General features: G+C 46.6%; 18 protein-coding genes. 11 read left to right on the top strand and 7 right to left on the bottom strand.

What is annotated here, in order from left to right:
* Positions 1-117 precede the first annotated feature (117 nt).
* Positions 118-1,728, top strand: coding sequence for an alpha-glucosidase (locus Q9R23_RS06780; RefSeq protein ID WP_311246646.1), 1,611 nt, complete (start codon positions 118-120; stop codon positions 1,726-1,728).
* Between the two features lie 61 nt (positions 1,729-1,789).
* On the opposite strand, the gene Q9R23_RS06775 is transcribed toward Q9R23_RS06780, so the two are convergent.
* From Q9R23_RS06775 to Q9R23_RS06765, 3 genes are all read right to left on the bottom strand, one after another.
* Positions 1,790-2,518, bottom strand: coding sequence for an MBL fold metallo-hydrolase (locus Q9R23_RS06775; protein ID WP_214852343.1), 729 nt, complete (start codon positions 2,516-2,518; stop codon positions 1,790-1,792).
* A 126-nt stretch (positions 2,519-2,644) separates the two neighbouring features.
* Positions 2,645-3,451, bottom strand: coding sequence for an SMP-30/gluconolactonase/LRE family protein (locus Q9R23_RS06770; protein ID WP_056063188.1), 807 nt, complete (start codon positions 3,449-3,451; stop codon positions 2,645-2,647).
* 178 nt (positions 3,452-3,629) lie between these two features.
* Positions 3,630-3,893, bottom strand: coding sequence for a metal-sensitive transcriptional regulator (locus Q9R23_RS06765; RefSeq protein ID WP_035410294.1), 264 nt, complete (start codon positions 3,891-3,893; stop codon positions 3,630-3,632).
* Between the two features lie 226 nt (positions 3,894-4,119).
* On the opposite strand from Q9R23_RS06765, the gene Q9R23_RS06760 reads away from it, so the two are divergent.
* The 3 genes from Q9R23_RS06760 to Q9R23_RS06750 all read left to right on the top strand — a co-directional run bounded on the left by Q9R23_RS06760 (position 4,120) and on the right by Q9R23_RS06750 (position 7,624).
* The gene (locus tag Q9R23_RS06760) at positions 4,120-4,683 is read left to right on the top strand and encodes an RNA polymerase sigma factor (RefSeq protein ID WP_311246645.1); all 564 of its coding nucleotides are present in this window, start codon (positions 4,120-4,122) and stop codon (positions 4,681-4,683) included.
* Entirely contained in the window at positions 4,664-5,401 is a 738-nt protein-coding gene (locus tag Q9R23_RS06755; RefSeq protein WP_311246644.1) for an anti-sigma factor, read from the top strand. Before Q9R23_RS06760 ends, Q9R23_RS06755 begins: the two co-directional genes overlap by 20 nt.
* 180 nt (positions 5,402-5,581) lie before the next feature.
* Positions 5,582-7,624: a bifunctional diguanylate cyclase/phosphodiesterase gene (locus Q9R23_RS06750; protein ID WP_214852352.1), complete on the top strand. Its 2,043-nt coding sequence runs from the start codon at positions 5,582-5,584 to the stop codon at positions 7,622-7,624.
* A 233-nt stretch (positions 7,625-7,857) separates the two neighbouring features.
* Here Q9R23_RS06750 and Q9R23_RS06745 read toward each other — a convergent pair whose 3' ends face one another.
* The 3 genes from Q9R23_RS06745 to Q9R23_RS06735 are packed head-to-tail and all read right to left on the bottom strand — an operon-like array spanning position 7,858 to position 9,890.
* Positions 7,858-8,205: an iron-sulfur cluster biosynthesis family protein gene (locus tag Q9R23_RS06745; protein ID WP_290756725.1), complete on the bottom strand. Its 348-nt coding sequence runs from the start codon at positions 8,203-8,205 to the stop codon at positions 7,858-7,860.
* A 51-nt stretch (positions 8,206-8,256) separates the two neighbouring features.
* Positions 8,257-8,985, bottom strand: coding sequence for a tryptophan-rich sensory protein (locus Q9R23_RS06740; protein WP_214852355.1), 729 nt, complete (start codon positions 8,983-8,985; stop codon positions 8,257-8,259).
* Positions 8,986-9,044: 59 nt separating this feature from the next.
* Positions 9,045-9,890 carry a DegV family protein gene (locus Q9R23_RS06735; protein ID WP_290756728.1) on the bottom strand — a complete coding sequence of 282 codons (846 nt, stop codon included), beginning with the start codon at positions 9,888-9,890 and terminating at the stop codon, positions 9,045-9,047.
* Between the two features lie 187 nt (positions 9,891-10,077).
* Here Q9R23_RS06735 and Q9R23_RS06730 point away from each other — a divergent pair, with 187 nt between their 5' ends.
* From Q9R23_RS06730 to Q9R23_RS06705, 6 genes are all read left to right on the top strand, one after another.
* Complete coding sequence (locus Q9R23_RS06730) at positions 10,078-10,623, top strand: helix-turn-helix domain-containing protein (protein WP_290784461.1); 546 nt, start codon at positions 10,078-10,080, stop codon at positions 10,621-10,623.
* A 13-nt stretch (positions 10,624-10,636) separates the two neighbouring features.
* A complete protein-coding gene (locus tag Q9R23_RS06725; protein WP_035410273.1) occupies positions 10,637-11,731 on the top strand; it encodes an ABC transporter ATP-binding protein in 1,095 nt (364 codons plus the stop codon).
* Entirely contained in the window at positions 11,731-12,537 is an 807-nt protein-coding gene (locus Q9R23_RS06720) for an ABC transporter permease (protein ID WP_081780411.1), read from the top strand. The genes Q9R23_RS06725 and Q9R23_RS06720 overlap by 1 nt, the downstream gene beginning before the upstream one ends.
* Complete coding sequence (locus Q9R23_RS06715) at positions 12,537-13,337, top strand: ABC transporter permease (RefSeq protein ID WP_035410268.1); 801 nt, start codon at positions 12,537-12,539, stop codon at positions 13,335-13,337. The genes Q9R23_RS06720 and Q9R23_RS06715 overlap by 1 nt, the downstream gene beginning before the upstream one ends.
* A 3-nt stretch (positions 13,338-13,340) precedes the next feature.
* Positions 13,341-14,411, top strand: a complete 1,071-nt coding sequence (locus tag Q9R23_RS06710) for an ABC transporter substrate-binding protein (RefSeq protein ID WP_311246643.1) — start codon at positions 13,341-13,343, stop codon at positions 14,409-14,411.
* Between the two features lie 162 nt (positions 14,412-14,573).
* Entirely contained in the window at positions 14,574-15,086 is a 513-nt protein-coding gene (locus tag Q9R23_RS06705; RefSeq protein ID WP_035410262.1) for a hypothetical protein, read from the top strand.
* A gap of 31 nt (positions 15,087-15,117) precedes the next feature.
* On the opposite strand, the gene Q9R23_RS06700 is transcribed toward Q9R23_RS06705, so the two are convergent.
* On the bottom strand, positions 15,118-15,726 hold the full coding sequence (locus Q9R23_RS06700; protein WP_214852363.1) for a YktB family protein: 609 nt from the start codon (positions 15,724-15,726) through the stop codon (positions 15,118-15,120).
* Between the two features lie 134 nt (positions 15,727-15,860).
* On the opposite strand from Q9R23_RS06700, the gene Q9R23_RS06695 reads away from it, so the two are divergent.
* Positions 15,861-17,558: a GGDEF domain-containing protein gene (locus Q9R23_RS06695; protein ID WP_214852365.1), complete on the top strand. Its 1,698-nt coding sequence runs from the start codon at positions 15,861-15,863 to the stop codon at positions 17,556-17,558.
* The last annotated feature ends 44 nt before the right edge of the window (positions 17,559-17,602 follow it).

Below are 17,602 nucleotides of genomic sequence, written 5' to 3'. Positions count from 1 at the left end.
AAGGATAACGAATATTCAGTCAAAAGAAAAGAACTTTTTTGAAATTCAAAAAAATCGTCCAATAAACAGGTACAGATATGTGGAGCGGGAATAGAGAGTAGGGAGAGGAGTGAGGAGATGAAGCGAGCTAGCTGGAAAGAAGCAGTCGTCTATCAAGTCTATTGGCGCAGTTTTAAGGATTCGAATGGGGACGGCATCGGTGATTTGCGAGGTGTCATCGACAAGCTAGATTACATCGCATCGCTTGGTGTCGATATCGTCTGGTTAAATCCATGTTACCGTTCTCCAGACATCGATAATGGCTATGATATTGCCGATTATTACACGATCATGGACAAGGCGGGGACGATGGGCGATCTACAAGAGTTGATCACAGCGGCTCATGCACGCGGCTTAAAGATAATTCTTGATTTGGTCGTCAATCATACGAGTGACCAGCATGACTGGTTCCGTCAGTCGCGGGACCGAATCCACGACAAGGATGATTGGTACATCTGGAAAGATGGAACGAAAGAGACGCCCCCGAACAATTGGCGGTCTTACTTTGCGCCGAGCCCGTGGACGTGGAGTGAAGAGCGCGAACAATATTATTTCCATTCCTTTGCGAAAGAACAACCGGACTTAAACTGGGAACAACCGGCTGTCCGGCAAGCGATCTACGACATGATGAACTGGTGGATCGCTCAAGGGATTGACGGTTTCCGGATGGACGTCATCAACTTGATCAAAAAACGTTCGCTTGAGGATGTCGTCAATCCGTTTAATCTATCGTATCTCGGGAATCAACCAGGTGTGCACGACTTCCTTCAGGAAATGCATGCGAACGTCCTTGCCGGGAAAGATTTGTTCACGGTCGGTGAGATTCCGTTCGTCGGTCCAGAAGACGGTCTGTTATATGTCAGTGAAGAACGTGAAGAACTTCGAACGCTGTTTCACTTCGAAATCGCGGACGACATGGAGGCAATGGACCTTTTACGATTCAAGGAAATTCAGAAACGATGGTATGACGTCTTATACCCATTAGGTGTCAATTCACAGTTTCTCAACAATCACGATCATACGCGACAAGTGACCCGCTTCGGCAGTGAACGATACCGAGTCGAGAGTGCGAAACTACTCGGTTTGATGTTGCATACATTACCTGGCATTCCATACGTGTATCAAGGAGAAGAGATTGGGATGACGGGGATTCGCTTCTCGGATCCGTCGCTCTATCAAGACGTCGCCTTTCGCAATCGATACGCGGAGCGCGTCGCTGGCGGCGAGGATCCGGAGGTCGTACTCTCGTCAATGCAGTTACTCGCACGCGATAACTCCCGCACGCCGATGCAGTGGGACGGTACGCACGCGGCAGGCTTTACGAGTGGGAAACCGTGGTTAGCGGTCAATCCGAATTACACGGACATCAATGTCGCGCAAGCAGAAGCCGATCCATCATCAGTCCTTGCCTTTTACCGAGCATTGATTCAGATGCGAAAGGATCATCCAATCATGGTCTATGGTACGTATCGCGACTTAGCTCTTCATGATCCGTATCTCTACATCTATGAGCGGGAACTAGAGGGAGAAGTGTGGCGGATCGTTCTCAACGTGCATGACGAACCGATGCAAACTGCCTTCGTTTTATCGCAAGATAAGTTGCTTGTGTCGAACTATCCAGATGTCTCGGATGAACTACGTCCTTATGAAGCACGTGTATATCGATATGCTGTTACAGAACAGAATTGAACTACTGGACGAAAAAACATCCGCGACGTGTCAGGAACGCGTACGGATGTTTTTTCGTGTGTTATTTGAAAGGTGACGATTTTTTCGTCTGTAAGACGTGCGTGAATCGATCGACGGCTTGGCGCATCTCGTAACTTGGTCCAAGGATGAGGGGACCATGTCCGACGGCAAGAATATCCGGAGACAGTTCCGTTAATTGATCAGCGGAGCGAAGAGCAACGTCTGGATCCCATGTCGCAAGTGCTGGGAACGGAAATTGCCAACGGACGTCACCGGAGACAGCGAGTCCCCCTTGTGTCTGAAAGGCATCTCCGGCGATCAGCATCCGACTACCTTCATGCCAAAGAGAAATCGAACCAGGTGTATGACCTGGCGAAGCGATGACGCTGAGGCTACCGACTTGTTGACCACTTTCGAGCAATCGATCTGGACGTGTTTTGATGTTTTTCGGAATACCGCCTTTTAAAGGGGTCGTTTCGCCTTCGCGTAGCGTCTCGTCCCCACTGAGCAATGCGGCATCACGGTAACTGATGCAGACTTGAGCGAGAGGAAAGGCATTCGCAAGGAAATCGAGCGAGCCGACATGATCGGCATGTGCGTGTGTCAGGATAATTGCGCCGAGCGGTTTTTCTTGCTTTCGAATATAGTGATAAAGCGCCTTTGCGTTGATTCCGAGTCCGGCGTCAATCAATGTCAAACTGTCTGCTTCTTCAAACAGGTAGCAATTGACCGGGAAAAAGGATGGGGTCGTCTGCAATTGGTGTAAACGTTCGATGATCGTGACACGCATCGGCTTCACTCCTTCAAAAAATAAATAGACTTCTTCTTTAGTATCGTCTGTTTTTGAATAGGCGTCTAGACGGATTATGTGTAAAAAGAGGCACCATCTATTACTAGATGATCCCTCCCTTGCTAATTATTCAAATGTCACCGCGAAGACAGCACCGGCATGTGGTGCATCATCTCCGTTGGCAGCTGTCGTGACGAGTAAGCGATCTTCGTAAAAAATCGGACATGTCGGATTCGAGACAGGGAAGTCGACATGATCCAGTTTTTCGCCCGTCGTGAGATTCCAACGTGTAATACATGATCCGGCGTAATGTGCGATCCAAGCATGACCTTCAGCATCCTTCGTCATACCATCCGGGAATCCTTCTTCCTCTTCGAGATCAACGGCGACGCGTTTATTCGAAAGTGGGGCATCGGGAGCGTAGTCGAAGGCATAGACTTTTTTCGTTGGTGTATCGATATGATAGAGCGTCTTGCCATCTTCTGACCAGACGAGTCCATTGGAGTTCGTCAAGTCTTCGTGTAAAACATCGATGGAACCGTCATGACGCAGACGGAACAGCCCAGCTGTTTTACCGTCTTCTTCATTAATGCTACCAGCGACATATTGTCCGGTCGGATCGAGCTTGCCATCGTTCATCCGATCAGAATCCGGTAATGACAATTGATGTTCGAGAGACAGATGTCCTTCCTTGAGATCGAACGTGCCAAAGCCATGTGCTGATGTGACACGCAATAAGTCCGGAGCGTCCGTCAAGGCAATCGATGTAATAGCGCTTGGCAACGTATATGGTTTAAGTGCTTCTGTAACAAGATCATATGAAAAGAGCAGTTGATTCGGAATATCGACGAAATAAAAGCGTTTTGTTTTTGCGTCGTAAACAGGGGATTCACCTGTCTTGCAGGTGATATCAATGAATAGGGAAACGGTCATGAGTACTCTTCCTCCTAAGCGGACGGCTCTACATGCTGTCCAAGTAATAACAATTTAGTATACCTGTTTTGATACGCAATCAAACCTAAGTCAAGGTGTACACTCGCAACGACTTTGGGAAAAGAAACGTTAAAAAAATAGCCTGCTTCCGAAGCAGACTATCGGTATGAACGTGACGTCAGCGGCTTTTCACCAGCAGGTTGACCGCTTCCTTCACGAGTTCTTCTGTTTGTCCATCGCCGTTTTGTTCTGCTTCCTTGACACACTCGATCAAATTCGAGCTAACGACGACGCCGATCGTCCGGTCAATCGCAGAACGGGCAGCGGAGAGCTGGGTGATGACATCGCGGCAATCTTGCCCTTCTTCCATCATCCGTAAAATACCTCGTAACTGTCCTTCAATCCGACTAACACGGTTTTTCATCTTCCGATCATAATCCATCTTTATTCCTCCGATTCCCGTTGACCTGACGTCATGTAGTATCTTTATGCTATGCCCATTACGGTATTGCTGTCAATTCAGCAGAATTTTAAGCTATACTTTTAATAGAATGAGGGAATATGGACGTGGTGAAGTTTTTTACTTAGAAAATGGGTGAAATCGAAAACGATTTGGTGTCAGCTTGCGTATACTATATGATAGGGCTGACGTCAGAAGGAGGAGAAGGATGCACACTCAATCCGATGAATCGCTTTATCATCTGATGCGTAGCGGTGACGAGCAAGCTCTCGAGACATTATACGATAAGTACGAGAGGTTATTGTTTTCATTCGCCCATCGCTTTACGAATAATGACCGGTTGTCCGAAGAAGTCATACAGGAAGTATGGATGAAGATTTGGAACGGTCGTGTTGATTTTGATACACAAAAAGGAAAGTTTTCATCGTGGATTTTAACGATTACACGTAACGCGGCACTCGATTGTCTCCGTCGTGAAAAACGACAACCGACGATCGAAGTCGAAGAGCGGGATGGTGAATACGACGAGCCGGTCGAGCGGACGGTCATGCAGCGTGAAACGGCTGCTGAAGTACGCGGCGCGGTCAGTGAATTGAAGCCAGAACAGCAAGAGCTGATTGAACTCGTTTACTTCCAGGGGATGACACAACAACAGATTTCAGAGCAGCTCGATTTACCTCTTGGAACGGTCAAGACGCGAATCAGGAGCGCGATTCAAGCATTACGAAAACGAATGGATGGGAGGGAACGAGATGGAAGAACGTTGTCATGACTTAATCGATTATTTTAATGGAACATTATCCGCAGCTGATCGCGACGCGTTCGAAGCGCATCTTTCGACGTGCGAAGAATGTCGTGAAGCGCTTTTAGAAATGGAAGAACTCATGCTTCCCATCGCTGAATCGCTTCCGGAGCGACCCGTTCCTGCAGGTATGAAAGCACGAATTCTTGGAGAAGTCCTTGGTTCATCAGAGGCAGTGTCTCCGAAGGAAGCACCGATGACTACTCCGGTAGACATTAAAAAAGCACGTCAGCAACAAACGAAGAAGAAGAGTGTGCCACTCGGTTGGTTGATGAGTATCGCCGCTGCCTTGATTCTCTCGCTTGGTGCGAATGCCTACTTCCTGTCACAGGAAGAGAGCACAGATACACCAGAGACGTTAGCCATGGATGAGATCAAAGGGATGGGGAACTTTGAAAGTACCGAGTCCATTAAAGGATCGAGCATGATTTTCACGCAAAACGATAAATCGTATATGCTCGTTCAACTGAAAGATTTACCACCGCTTCAAAAAGGTCAGCTCTATCAATTGTGGACGCTCGAAGGAGAGACACCTACTGCGAACGGTGTCATCGAAAAAGATGGAGAGGCAGCAGCTGTCTTCCCGCTTAAAGGAGACGGAAAAGTTGATGCCGTCGCCATCACGGTCGAACCCGAACCGGATTTAGAAAAACCGACGGGTGAAATCGTCGCATCGGTAGCACTCTAAAAATGATGTTTAACGGATCCGTCTCGAGCGGATCCGTTTTTGTGTAAGATGTCGAGTGGATTAGGTAAAAAAGTGATGGAATGATAAGAAATCAAACGAATTTCTAAATTTCACTGAAAAAAAGAGTCAGAGCAGACGATAGTTAGGAGAATGACATTTCATAAGGAGAGACCTCATACAATGAATGAATGGATCATCTTAACGAAACACTACGAAGTGACATTGGTCGTGTTATCGGTGCTCGTTGCCATCCTCGGCTCATATGGTTCACTGGAGTTAAATCGTCGTCTAGCGAAAGCGACTTCCTTAAAGAAGCGTGCCTTGTTCCTCTCGTCGTTGACGATGGGGTTATCGATCTGGGGAATGCATTTCGTCGGGATGGGGGCATTCTCTCTGTCCGTCACGGTTCGCTATGATTGGTTTTTAATGTTCTTATCCGTCATTCCCGCTATTTTGGCTGCTTTCATTGCCTTTCATTTGTTGTACTCGTCGACGATTACGCGAAAGAAGGTCATTTTAGCAGGATCCCTGATGGGGTGCGGAATCGCTACGATGCATTACCTTGGAATGATGGCGATGGAGTTCGGTGGAGCCGTTCGGTATGAGAAGAGTTTATTTTTTTTATCCGTCCTGATTGCAGTCACTGTCGCCTATATCGCCTTGCTACTGCTTCATCGCTTGAGACATGTCGATAAGAAACGAATCTTGATTCCCATCGCAGTCGTGATGGGGTTTGCCATCTCTTCGATGCATTATGTCGGAATGCTCGGCACATCGTTCTGTATTCCAGCCTCAGATGCCGGACTTATCGGTGATGCTCCAATCACGTCGAACATCTTAAACGAAGTCGCGATACCGGTCTTCTTGATTCTCGTGTTGATTGCAGGTCTCTACATTCACCTCGAACGTCGTGCACTGCAGATGATGGCGTATACCGATCATCTGACGGGATTACACAACCGACGATGGCTCGATCATCACATGACAAGAGTCGATGCCCAGTATGGTCGTGCTAAGCAGGAAATGGCGATGGCGTTACTTGATCTTGATGGATACAAATGGGTCAATGACACCTTCGGATTCGATAAGGGAGATGCGGTCATCCGCCAATTCGCAGAACGGATGTTACAGACGTTGAAGGAAGATGAAGCGTGTATTCGTTATAACGGGACGCAGTTCTTCCTCATCAAACGTGTCTCACAAGAAGACATGACGGATGTCTTCGAACAAATTTTAGACGATGTACGTCTTCCGATTGATCTCGAAGATCAACCGGTTCATTTGACAGCAACGATGGGCGTCATCCTCCCGAATGCGAAGGAATCACTTGAGATGCGGATCGGTCAGATGGAGAGTGCGCTTCGGGCTGGCAAAAATGAGGGGCGTGATCGCTTCATCGTGTATGATGACTCACTACACTCGGATCGTAGAGAGCAATTGATTGTCGGATCCTTACGCCGGGCGATGACGGATTTCAAGGAGTTCACCCTCGTCTATCAACCGAAGATCGCCCTTGCGACGGGAAAAGTTGATCAAGCGGAAGTCTTGATCCGCTGGAATCATCCGAAGTTTGGATTCATCTCACCGGCGGAGTTCATCCCGCTTGCAGAAAAATACAGTTTGATTCACCGTTTAACTGAGTGGGTACTCAAAGAAACCGTCGCCCAGATGGAGATTTGGAAGAAGGAAGATTATTTCATTCGCCAAGTCTCGGTGAACTTATCAGCGATGCATTTCCGGTCCGAGTCACACAACTTAATGATTAAGGAAATCGTCCACCATTCATTGAAGAATGGGAGCGAACTACAGCTACAGCTTGAAATCACGGAAACATCCGTCATGGAGAACCTCGACCGGGCAATGATGATGCTCGGTGAACTGAAACAACTCAGTCTGACGATCGCACTTGATGATTTCGGAACGGGTCTATCATCATTGACACACCTGAAGCATCTCCCGATTGATATCCTGAAGATCGATAAATCGTTCATCGATGAAGTCCCGCATGACGAACGCGGAACGGCAATCACGGAAATGATCATCCAGCTTGCGAAGAGTCTCGGGATCGAAGTCGTCGCGGAAGGCGTCGAGACACTCGAACAGCATCTTTTCCTGAAACGTCTCGGTTGTGATTATGGACAAGGTTATTATTACAGTAAGCCGATGCATGTGAAGGATCTGAATCAGCGGATGATTGAAGAGACCGTTCTAAATGTCGGATAAAGCAATCCAAACACGACTTTCGTTCGTATACTAGATAAGCATGCGAGGATGATGCATGCGACGTCTGGGGGGACGCAAAGCGCTGGATTTTCTCACCAGCTTGTGCACGACGCAGACAGACATCTAGTACATTCAATCATACTCAGACCATCCAAGCTTTTAACGTAGCACCTGTCTGTTCGAACACAAACAAAGGCAACTTCCATTGCGGAAGTTGCCTTTTTCGTCTGTGCTTATGAACGAACCGTGAGGACACAGCCTGTCTGATCCGTAACGAGCACGTTCGTATTGAAGTATTGTCCATCGCTTTTAAGGATCAACGCTTTTTTCTCCGCGTTGTAATCGAGCGTCATGTTTTGATCGAGGAAATGACTCGACCATCGTTTGACAAGAACGGGTCCGACATTCGAGTCGATCGTCATGTCTTCCGGGGTCGCTTCATCGACGAGACGAATACTGAAGATACCAGAGTTTCCGCAACCGCAACCTTCTGTATCGTAGTAGAGGTGTAGTTGACCGGATACTTCACCGCGTAATTGATTGATTCGTTCCTGAGCAGATGGTGTAAATGTGATGTTCATGGTCATTCACTCCTTTTCTCTAGTATACGCCGTTCGAATGAGAAAGGAACGTCACTTGCTCACGCTGACTCGACGGCGCATCCGTACAAGAAGGAAGATATACCCGGCTAACAATAAGACGACGCTACCGAGAACCGCCGTATCGACGAGACCGTTATCCGACTCGAAATTGATTGCGATGTACGCCCAGACGAAGACGAGCGGATAAATCGGATCGCGGTTTGCGAACATGAAGAGAAGGGCGACGATGACACCGACGACAAGCATAATCATCGTCCAACCGGCATCTCCGATTCCAAGCCACGATGTCACGCCCTCTGCGTTGATCGTTAGGAAGATGTCGGCGATCGTTGCGACCGATACCCAGCCGAGATAAAGCGAGAAAGGTAGCTTGAAGCGTAAGCCTTTCGTCTCGCGGTCGATTTTCGAGTAGATGACGATCAATGACAGCAAGAGACCAACGATGACGACGACAGATACGACGAACAATTCGAAGGTGAATGAGACAATCCAGCCAGCATTGAATAAACAGCTGATCAGGAACCATGGTCCGATTTTTTTCGCCAGTTCATGTTCCTTGAATTTTGGGATCGTTTGGAGAATCAACCAAATGAGTAAAATCGTATAGATCAATCCCCAAATCGAGAACGCATAACCAGCCGGTTTGAATAACGTAAAGATGGAGTCAGAAATCCGTCCTGTCTTTCCACCATCGAGGGCGTTCACAGCAATCGTAAAGATGAAGCCGACCCAGTTAAGCCAAATCCATTTATTTTTCAAACAAAAAACCTCCTTTATTCTCTAAAGAAGGTTTACCCAAAAATCATTTTCATTAGTCATCATGGTCGACGCGTCGGGTTCAAAAAGGACATGCCGATGGCGGGGTTTCCGGTATGTGAACCGAGAACCGGCGTTAAATCATCGATTCGGACCCGGACGTCGAACTGTGCTTCGAGTCGATTTTTCCAATCGAGCGCCAGTTCATACGCTGTCGCGTGGAACAACGAGATGTCCGTCACTTGACCGCGCTCGAGAATCAAAACAAGGTGATCAAAAATCTTCGAATGGGCTTTTTTGAACGTCCGAACGGTTTGGTATGGAACGATCTTTCCTTCTTCGAAGTGGAACAACGGACGCAGTTGCAACAAGTTACCGACGAATGCCTTCGTCGAGGAGATCCGTCCACCGGCTTGCAATTGATCGAGGTTCGCGACAGTGAATTCGATATGGTGGTCGAAGCGACGCTCCAGAATGATCTGTTCGACGGATTCAATCGAGTGTCCCGCTTCGACGAGCTCCATTGCCTCTGCTAAGAGCTGACCAGCCGGATAAATCCCACAACGAGAATCAATCGCGATCAAGCGGAAGCCGGCAATTTCTGCGCCTTGGACGGAAGCGTTGTACGTTCCACTCAGTTCACTCGACAGGTGGACAGCAAAACCGATGTCGTAATCTTCTTTTAGTCGTTCGTAGTGTTCGGTAAAACTACCGATGGAAGGTTGACTCGTCGTCACTTTATGTTTTGCATCAATCCAGCTATAGACGGTTTCCGCATTTACATCGACCCCATCGATGAAACTTTCGCCATCCTTCATGACGAGTAAAGGGACAACCGAGAGATCGTCGCGCTTTGCGATCGTATCCGGTAAAATCGTCGTACTATCAGTGATCCAAGCAATCCGCATTACAAGTTCCTCCTAAAATTAGTACCTGATAATAATTGTAGGTATAAGCGTTCTCGCTGTCAAATGAACATTAAAAAATATCGAACGTTTTAGTTGATTAAATAATGAAATACGCTATAATCGGTACGTGATTAGTAAACTTTTAGTCATCTTATACTAAACTGAGCCGATGAGAGGAGGACGTCGATTGTACTCAATCGGACAAAAAATCAAGAACCTCCGTCTTCAAAAGGGATTGACGCAAGAGGAACTCGGGGAAAGAACAGACCTGAGTAAAGGGTACATCTCGCAACTCGAACGGGAAATCAGTTCCCCATCGATCGAGACACTGTTTCATCTCCTTGAAGTCCTTGGCATCTCACCGAAGGATTTCTTTGATGAGGACGCACTCAATCAAAAAGTCGTCTATGGAGAAGAAGATGTCACAACATATGCGGACGAAGAACAAGGGTATCATGTCACATGGCTCATTCCGGAATCGAATGAAAAAGAGATGGAACCGGTCCTGCTGACACTTGCGCCAGGGGGAGCCTTCAAGACGTATGAACCGTCGGGGGCGGAAACATTTGTCTATGTGCTCGCGGGGAACGTCACATTGATGCTCGGACGTCAGTCTTTTTTAGCGAAGCAAGGGGAGACACTTTACTATAAGGCTTCAGAAATTCATCAATTACGCAATGAGTCAATGCAAGAGACAAAGGTCCTCGTGACCGCAACCGACTCATACCTATAAAGGAGGAACTAGATTGGCAGATACTACGATCATTCAATTCAAGGACGTAACGAAACGTTATGACGATCAGACCGTTCTTGATCAAGTCAGCTTTGAAATCGAACGCGGAAAGTTTTATACGTTACTCGGACCGTCGGGGTGCGGAAAAACGACGATCTTACGACTTATCGCCGGTTTTTCGGAAGCGACAGAGGGAGACATTATCTTCGACGGGAAACGGATCAATGATGTGCCGGCGAACAAACGTCAAGTTAATACCGTTTTCCAAGATTACGCACTGTTCCCACACTTAAATGTCTTCGAAAACATTGCTTTTGGTCTTCGGATCAAGAAGGTGAAGGAAGCGGAAATCGCACAACGTGTGACCGATGCATTGAAGTTCGTCAACTTGTCCGGTTATGAGAAACGGGAAATCACCGAGATGTCGGGTGGACAACGGCAGCGTGTCGCGATTGCCCGGGCAATCGTCAATGAACCGGAAGTCATCTTGCTTGATGAGCCGCTCTCGGCACTCGACTTGAAATTGCGGACAGAGATGCAATATGAGCTCCGCGACTTACAACGTCGCCTTGGAATCACGTTCATCTTCGTCACACACGACCAAGAAGAGGCACTCGCGATGTCAGATGAAATCTTCGTTCTCAATCACGGCGTCATTCAACAATCGGGAACGCCGACAGATATTTATGATGAACCGATCAACCGCTTCGTCGCGGACTTCATCGGCGAGTCGAATATCATTCCTGGACGTATGATCGAAGATTATCGAGTTTGGTTCGCAGAAAAAGAATTCGAATGTGTTGACCGCGGTCTTGAGCTGAACGAACCGGTCGAAATCGTCATTCGTCCCGAGGATCTTGAAATCACAAACGTGACACAAGGAAAACTAAAGGTTACGGTCGACTCACAGTTGTTCCGTGGGGTGCACTATGAAATCGCCTGTATGGATGAAGTCGGAAACGAATGGCTCGTCCACAGTACGAAAAAAGCAACGGTTGGTGAACAAATCGGTCTGACGTTTGATCCGGAAGCGATCCACGTCATGCGATTGAATGAGACGGAAGAAGAATTTGATAAGCGTCTGGAATCCTACGACGGGGTGTTATGATGCAGAAATCACGTAACTGGTATCTCATCCCGTATCTATTCTGGATCGCCTTATTCGTCATCGCACCAATTGTGCTCGTCGTCTATTATTCATTCCTTGATCTTGATGGCAATTTCTCATTTGAGAACTACCGGAACTTCTTCACATCGACGTATCTAACGATGACGCTTAGTTCGTTCTGGTATGCCTTTTTGATCACCTTGTTTTCACTCTTGATTGGTTATCCGACGGCTTATTTGCTGACGAAGACGAAACATAAACAACTTTGGCTGTTGCTCGTCATCTTGCCGACGTGGATCAACTTATTGTTGAAGACCTACGCCTTCATCGGATTGTTCAGTACGTATGGTCTCGCAAATCAAACGCTTGAAGCGATCGGAATCGGACGGAAGCAAATCCTGTTTACCGATTTCAGTTTTGTCTTCGTCTCGGTTTACATTTTCATTCCGTTCATGATCCTACCGATCTTTAACGCGATAGAAAAACTGAGCCCATCGCTCGTCTTCGCGGCACGTGATCTCGGAGCTTCAAATTTCACGACATTCCGTCGTGTCGTCTTTCCGTTGACACTTGACGGTGTGAAATCAGGCTGTCAGCTTGTCTTCATTCCGGCATTGTCACTGTTCATGATCACGCGTTTGATTGCCGGGAACCGCGTCATTACGCTCGGTACGGCGATTGAACAGCAATTTCTCGTGACACAGAACTGGGGCATGGGCGCTACGATTGCCGTCTTCCTCATCATCGCGATGGCAATCATCCTTGCCTTGACAAGTACGAAACGGAAGAAAGGAGCGACGACTTGATGAAACGTCTGAAACTAGCAAATCTTTATTTGATCGGTGTCTTCATCATTTTGTATGCTCCGATTTTCTATCTCGCATTCTATTCGTTCAACAGCGCTGATAACATGACGAACTTCGATTCGTTCACGTGGGATTGGTACAAGGAAGTCTTCCAAGATTCACGCTTGTTGATCATCGTCTTGAACACACTCGTCATCGCGTTGTTGTCAGCTGCAATCTCGACGATTCTCGGAGTATTCGGAGCGATCGGGATCCAGGCGGTCCGCAAGAAACGTGTCGAGACGTCGTTGTTGACACTCAACAGTATCTTGATCGTCAGCCCTGATGTCATCATCGGAGCATCGTTTTTGATCTTCTTTACGATGCTTGGAATCCAGCTTGGCTTTACGTCAGTCTTACTCTCTCATATCGCATTTTCGGTACCGATCGTCGTCATTCTCGTCTTGCCGAAATTACAGGAGATGAGTCCAACGCTCGTCGATGCGGCGCGTGACTTAGGCGCGAGTCGCTGGGATGTCTTAACGAAGGTCGTCCTGCCGTACATCACACCCGGTATCTTTGCTGGATTCTTTACGGCATTGACGTATTCACTTGACGATTTTGCGGTGACATTCTTCGTGACAGGAAACGGCTTTACGACGTTATCTGTCGAAATCTACTCACTTGCCCGCCAAGGGATTTCGATGAAGATCAATGCGTTGTCGACCGTCATCTTCTTGTTTACATTCCTGCTCGTCATCGGCTACTACTTCTTGAACCAACGAGCTGCTACGAAGCTTTCGCGACCGGAGGTGAAATGACCGTTGAAAAAATTGATTCAATTATTCGTCGCGATTTTCTTGATCTCGGGTGTCATCCTATTCACCTTGAATCAGTTAAACGAGACACAAGGGTATTCAGGTAAGAATGTCCTGAACATTTATAACTGGGGCGATTATATCGATCCGGCACTGATCAAACAGTTCGAAAAAGAGAGCGGCATCAAGGTCGTCTATCAGACATTCGACTCGAACGAAGCGATGTTGACGAAAATCGAACAGGGAGGAACGACGTATGATATCGCCGTTCCATCCGACTATGCGATCGCAAAGATGATCGATGAGAAGCTCGTCCTGCCGATTGATCATCAAAAAATCCCGAATCTCAAAAATATCGATTCACGTTTCTTGAATCTATCCTTTGATCCGAAAAATAAGTATTCGATTCCGTATTTCTGGGGAACGGTCGGTATCGTCTACAACAAAGACTTGATCGGAAAAAAACCGACGAGCTGGAAAGATCTATGGGATCCGAAGCTGAAGAACCAGATTCTACTTGCCGATGGTGCGCGTGAAGTGATAGGTATGAGTTTGAACAGTCTCGGTTATTCCTTGAATGAGACGAATGAGTCGAAGCTACAGGAAGCAAAAGCGAACCTGATGCGTTTGACGCCAAATGTCAAAGCGATCGTCGGGGACGAAATCAAGTTATTGCTTGCAAACGAAGAAGCAGGACTTGGTGTCGTCTGGTCTGGAGATGCGAACGAGATCATGAGTGAGAACGACAAACTTGACTACGTCATTCCAAAAGAAGGCTCAAACGTGTGGTTCGATAATATCGTCATTCCAAAGACAGCTAAAAACGTCAAGGGAGCACATCAGTTCATCAACTTCATGTTACGCCCAGATATTTCAGCGAAAAATGCGGACTACGTCGGTTATTCGACACCGAACAAAGAAGGCTTAAAGTTACTCGACAAGTCGGTTCGGACGGATAAACGATTCTATCCTGATAAACAAGTCACTGATACGCTTGAAGTCTATGAGAACCTCGGGAAGAAGATGCTCGCGCATTACAATGAGTTGTTCTTAGAGTTTAAGATGCATAAGAAATGAGGAAAGACCTAGTGCTAGGGGCACTAGGTTCTTTTTTTATTTCTCTTCATAAAAATAAATATAAGTTCCCAAAAAAAAACTGTAAAAACTGAATAATTTTTTGAAATAGGGGAATGAATTTATTATCAACGCCTTTTTACAGGCACCGGGGAGGACATCATCATGAAACAAGTTTTAGGAATCATCTTAACTGCCGCTCTCACTGTCAGCATCGTGTCAGGAACTTCATATAAACAGCAACCGGTCGAGGCATCAAAGCAATCAGACGTCAAATGGCTTCAAGAAATTCAAACACAAGCGAAACAAGCGCGCTCACTCGATGGAAAAGTCGTACTTGAAAAAACGACACTTGCACAAGTACATAAAGCGTACAAAGGGGAAAAGAACTCCAATTGGTGTCAAAGTGGAAATGGTCTTGCTTCAGCAGATCGCTCCCTACATTACTGTTCAACGTATGGTGTGAAGGACACAAAAGCTAAAGTTAGCGCCATCGTCTATGATCCAAAGCAAATCAAACGGACGGTGACGGTCAAAGAAGCTAAAAAAGCATATCCGACAGCGAAACTCGATAAAACATTCAACGTCATGACTGTTTCCTCGAAACAGGTCAACATTTATCTAAATTTAAATTCCGACCGTACACAAGTCATGTCAATTCTAGTAAAATATAACTAACGAAAAAGGATGACCGATTCGGCCATCCTTTTTATTTAATCGTTTTATAGAGTGGTACGAGATGTGAATAGGTATTTCGAATCATTGCGAGTAATTCTTCGCGTGACAGTTGATGAACTTGTTCTGCCGGAATATGGCGACCAACAAGGAACTCTGCTTTTTTGACGTCGTGGAAACGTTGTAAACCTTTTTGAAGATCCGTCGCGTGAACAGGAACCGCGTCTTTTTTCATATGGTCATAAGAAACGACGAAATCATCCGGAAGAGTCGTCAGCAGTTCCGTATGCTGTAACAGTTTTGATGCATATTGTTGTTTGTTCGGTAACTCATAAATATAAGCGAGCCAAATGAACAAGTGATCATCAAATAGACCGACTTGAAAGTGCGGATGTTTTTTATATCCACGTTTATCGGGTGAGAATGCCATCCATGTATCTTTCGGAGGATTGACCTTCCGCCGAGCATGTTGCGCGATGTGGACATGGACATCTTCTGCTGTTGCGACCGTCAAGTCAGGTGCGACTTCTTGACCGATGTCGCGGAAGACAGGCTGAATCCGTTCACGAATCGCCTTCATCCGGGGTTCTAATCCATCAATCTGAAATGTATCAAATGCATGTTGCGTGAATGTGTTTGTCATGAAAAATATCACCTCACATCAATTGTATCAAAGGATACTATCGAAGTTCGACATTTTGCTTGAAAAGTAGAATAATGGACATATCGATTTCCATTAATGTACAAATATATACTTAAGAGGAAGGGGAATGTTTTGTGCGTCGTTTTCAACAATATCTCCTCCGAAGCTGGGTCGTTTTTTTCGTAATCGTCATTGGCATCGATCTTTTTGCGAAGTCAAAGGATTATAATCTCAGCATCGATTTGTTTACGTTCTTATTGATTACCGCCTTGTCGACGATTTTCGTCATCGATCCTGTCCGCCGTCGTCATATGAGTTTTACCTTTCATTTTGGATTTGTTCTCTTTACGTTCTTATCATATGGTTTGTTATCAGCGATTTTCGTCGGTCAACTGACGATGCTCATCTATCAGTTGCGGACGATCCATACGCCGATCGGACGTCGTCGGATGTTGCACAACTATCCGTTCAATGTCGCGCTCGAGTTGTTTCTGATCGTGCCAGCAGGTCTTGCCTATAATGCCCTAGGTGGAACACACGGAGACGCATTCCTGTTGACAGAAAACATCGTTCCGTTACTAGCGATGGTCGCGATCCTTTGGATCGTACTCTTGTTACAATACCAGTTATCTCGATTTCTTCTCGGAGAAAACATTCCGAGTGACGTCATGTTCCAGCTCTTACGCTTTGAAGCAGTCGTCATCACGGCAGAACTGTTATATGGGATCTTCAGTACACTCGTCGTCCAAGGGAATGGGAATAGTGGACTCGTCATGGCAGCATTTGCATTGTTCATCATCAAACGAGCACTCGGGAGTTCGGTCGAAGCGTCTGATCGTATCGAACATTGGGAGCAAATCGAGCGATTGAAAGAAGCAGCTTGGAAGGACGGCGATGCACAGTTCATCATCGAGCGATATCTGCGACAGCTCAACCAATTCGTCAAACCGGATATCGCTTGGATTAAGTTTGATTTTGAAGAAGGCAAGCAGACTGTCTACTATTCGTTGAAGGATGGACGAAAGTTAAAAGCGGATCATGTCGAAGGACGAATCATTGAAGATATCATCGAAAAAGAAGAAGTCCTTCTTTACGGCATGCAACAGGAATGGGATATTCGTCTGTACGATTGTCTGCCAGAAGAAACACAGTCTGTCCTCTTCATCCAACCGGAGGCGACGGAGACGATTAACTGCTCCTTATTCCTTGCGTCCCATGCGAGTGGAGAGTTCACGAAGGACTTCGGATACGAGTTATACCGTGCTTTACGTGTTCTATCGTGGGCCGTTGAACGAGCGCACGAGCGAGAACGGTTACTGACGGATAGTCGAACAGATGCGATGACAAAATTGCCAAACTATCGTGCGCTACAAGAGTGGGGCGATCGTCGTATTAAACAACGCGATCTGTATCCGTTCTCTGCATTGATGATTGATTTGGATCACTTTAAACAAATCAATGATACGTATGGTCATGAAGTCGGAGATGTCGTTTTATTTGAAGTCGCGAAGTTATTGATGCAAGCAACACGAATCACGGATCTCGTTGCGCGTTACGGGGGAGAGGAATTCGTCATCTTGCTACCAAATACGGATCTTGATTCCGCACAAATCGTTGCAGAACGGATTCGTGAGACGTTACATGCGCATCCTATTTTAGTTGAAGGTCACACCCTTCAAATCACAGCAAGTATCGGAATCGATACGTTAAAGGAACTTGGGGATCTTGCGAGTCTGATTCGAAATGCGGACCGGGCGATGTACGTCGGTGCCAAGTTCCAAGGACGCGATCGTGTCGCATCGTATCAGGAGTGGAAAGAGAAGGTCATTTAAAGAAGCGAATAGAAGGTGGCGGATGCGTCACCTTCTTTTTTGAT

Source organism: Exiguobacterium sp. BRG2 (assembly GCF_031844245.1).
GTDB lineage: Bacteria > Bacillota > Bacilli > Exiguobacteriales > Exiguobacteriaceae > Exiguobacterium_A.
This window is presented reverse-complemented; position numbering and strand designations above follow the sequence as displayed.

What these genes read in the sequence shown, in the direction of transcription:
- Q9R23_RS06765 (WP_035410294.1), bottom strand. Translation starts at nt 3,893, where the DNA reads ATGGATTATGATCGGAAGATGAAAAACCGTGTTAGTCGGATTGAAGGA.
- Q9R23_RS06775 (WP_214852343.1), bottom strand. Translation starts at nt 2,518, where the DNA reads ATGCGTGTCACGATCATCGAACGTTTACACCAATTGCAGACGACCCCA.
- Q9R23_RS06735 (WP_290756728.1), bottom strand. Translation starts at nt 9,890, where the DNA reads ATGCGGATTGCTTGGATCACTGATAGTACGACGATTTTACCGGATACG.
- Q9R23_RS06770 (WP_056063188.1), bottom strand. Translation starts at nt 3,451, where the DNA reads ATGACCGTTTCCCTATTCATTGATATCACCTGCAAGACAGGTGAATCC.
- Q9R23_RS06715 (WP_035410268.1), top strand. Translation starts at nt 12,537, where the DNA reads ATGAAACGTCTGAAACTAGCAAATCTTTATTTGATCGGTGTCTTCATC.
- Q9R23_RS06720 (WP_081780411.1), top strand. Translation starts at nt 11,731, where the DNA reads ATGCAGAAATCACGTAACTGGTATCTCATCCCGTATCTATTCTGGATC.
- Q9R23_RS06705 (WP_035410262.1), top strand. Translation starts at nt 14,574, where the DNA reads ATGAAACAAGTTTTAGGAATCATCTTAACTGCCGCTCTCACTGTCAGC.
- Q9R23_RS06700 (WP_214852363.1), bottom strand. Translation starts at nt 15,726, where the DNA reads ATGACAAACACATTCACGCAACATGCATTTGATACATTTCAGATTGAT.
- Q9R23_RS06750 (WP_214852352.1), top strand. Translation starts at nt 5,582, where the DNA reads ATGAATGAATGGATCATCTTAACGAAACACTACGAAGTGACATTGGTC.
- Q9R23_RS06745 (WP_290756725.1), bottom strand. Translation starts at nt 8,205, where the DNA reads ATGAACATCACATTTACACCATCTGCTCAGGAACGAATCAATCAATTA.
- Q9R23_RS06780 (WP_311246646.1), top strand. Translation starts at nt 118, where the DNA reads ATGAAGCGAGCTAGCTGGAAAGAAGCAGTCGTCTATCAAGTCTATTGG.
- Q9R23_RS06760 (WP_311246645.1), top strand. Translation starts at nt 4,120, where the DNA reads ATGCACACTCAATCCGATGAATCGCTTTATCATCTGATGCGTAGCGGT.
- Q9R23_RS06755 (WP_311246644.1), top strand. Translation starts at nt 4,664, where the DNA reads ATGGAAGAACGTTGTCATGACTTAATCGATTATTTTAATGGAACATTA.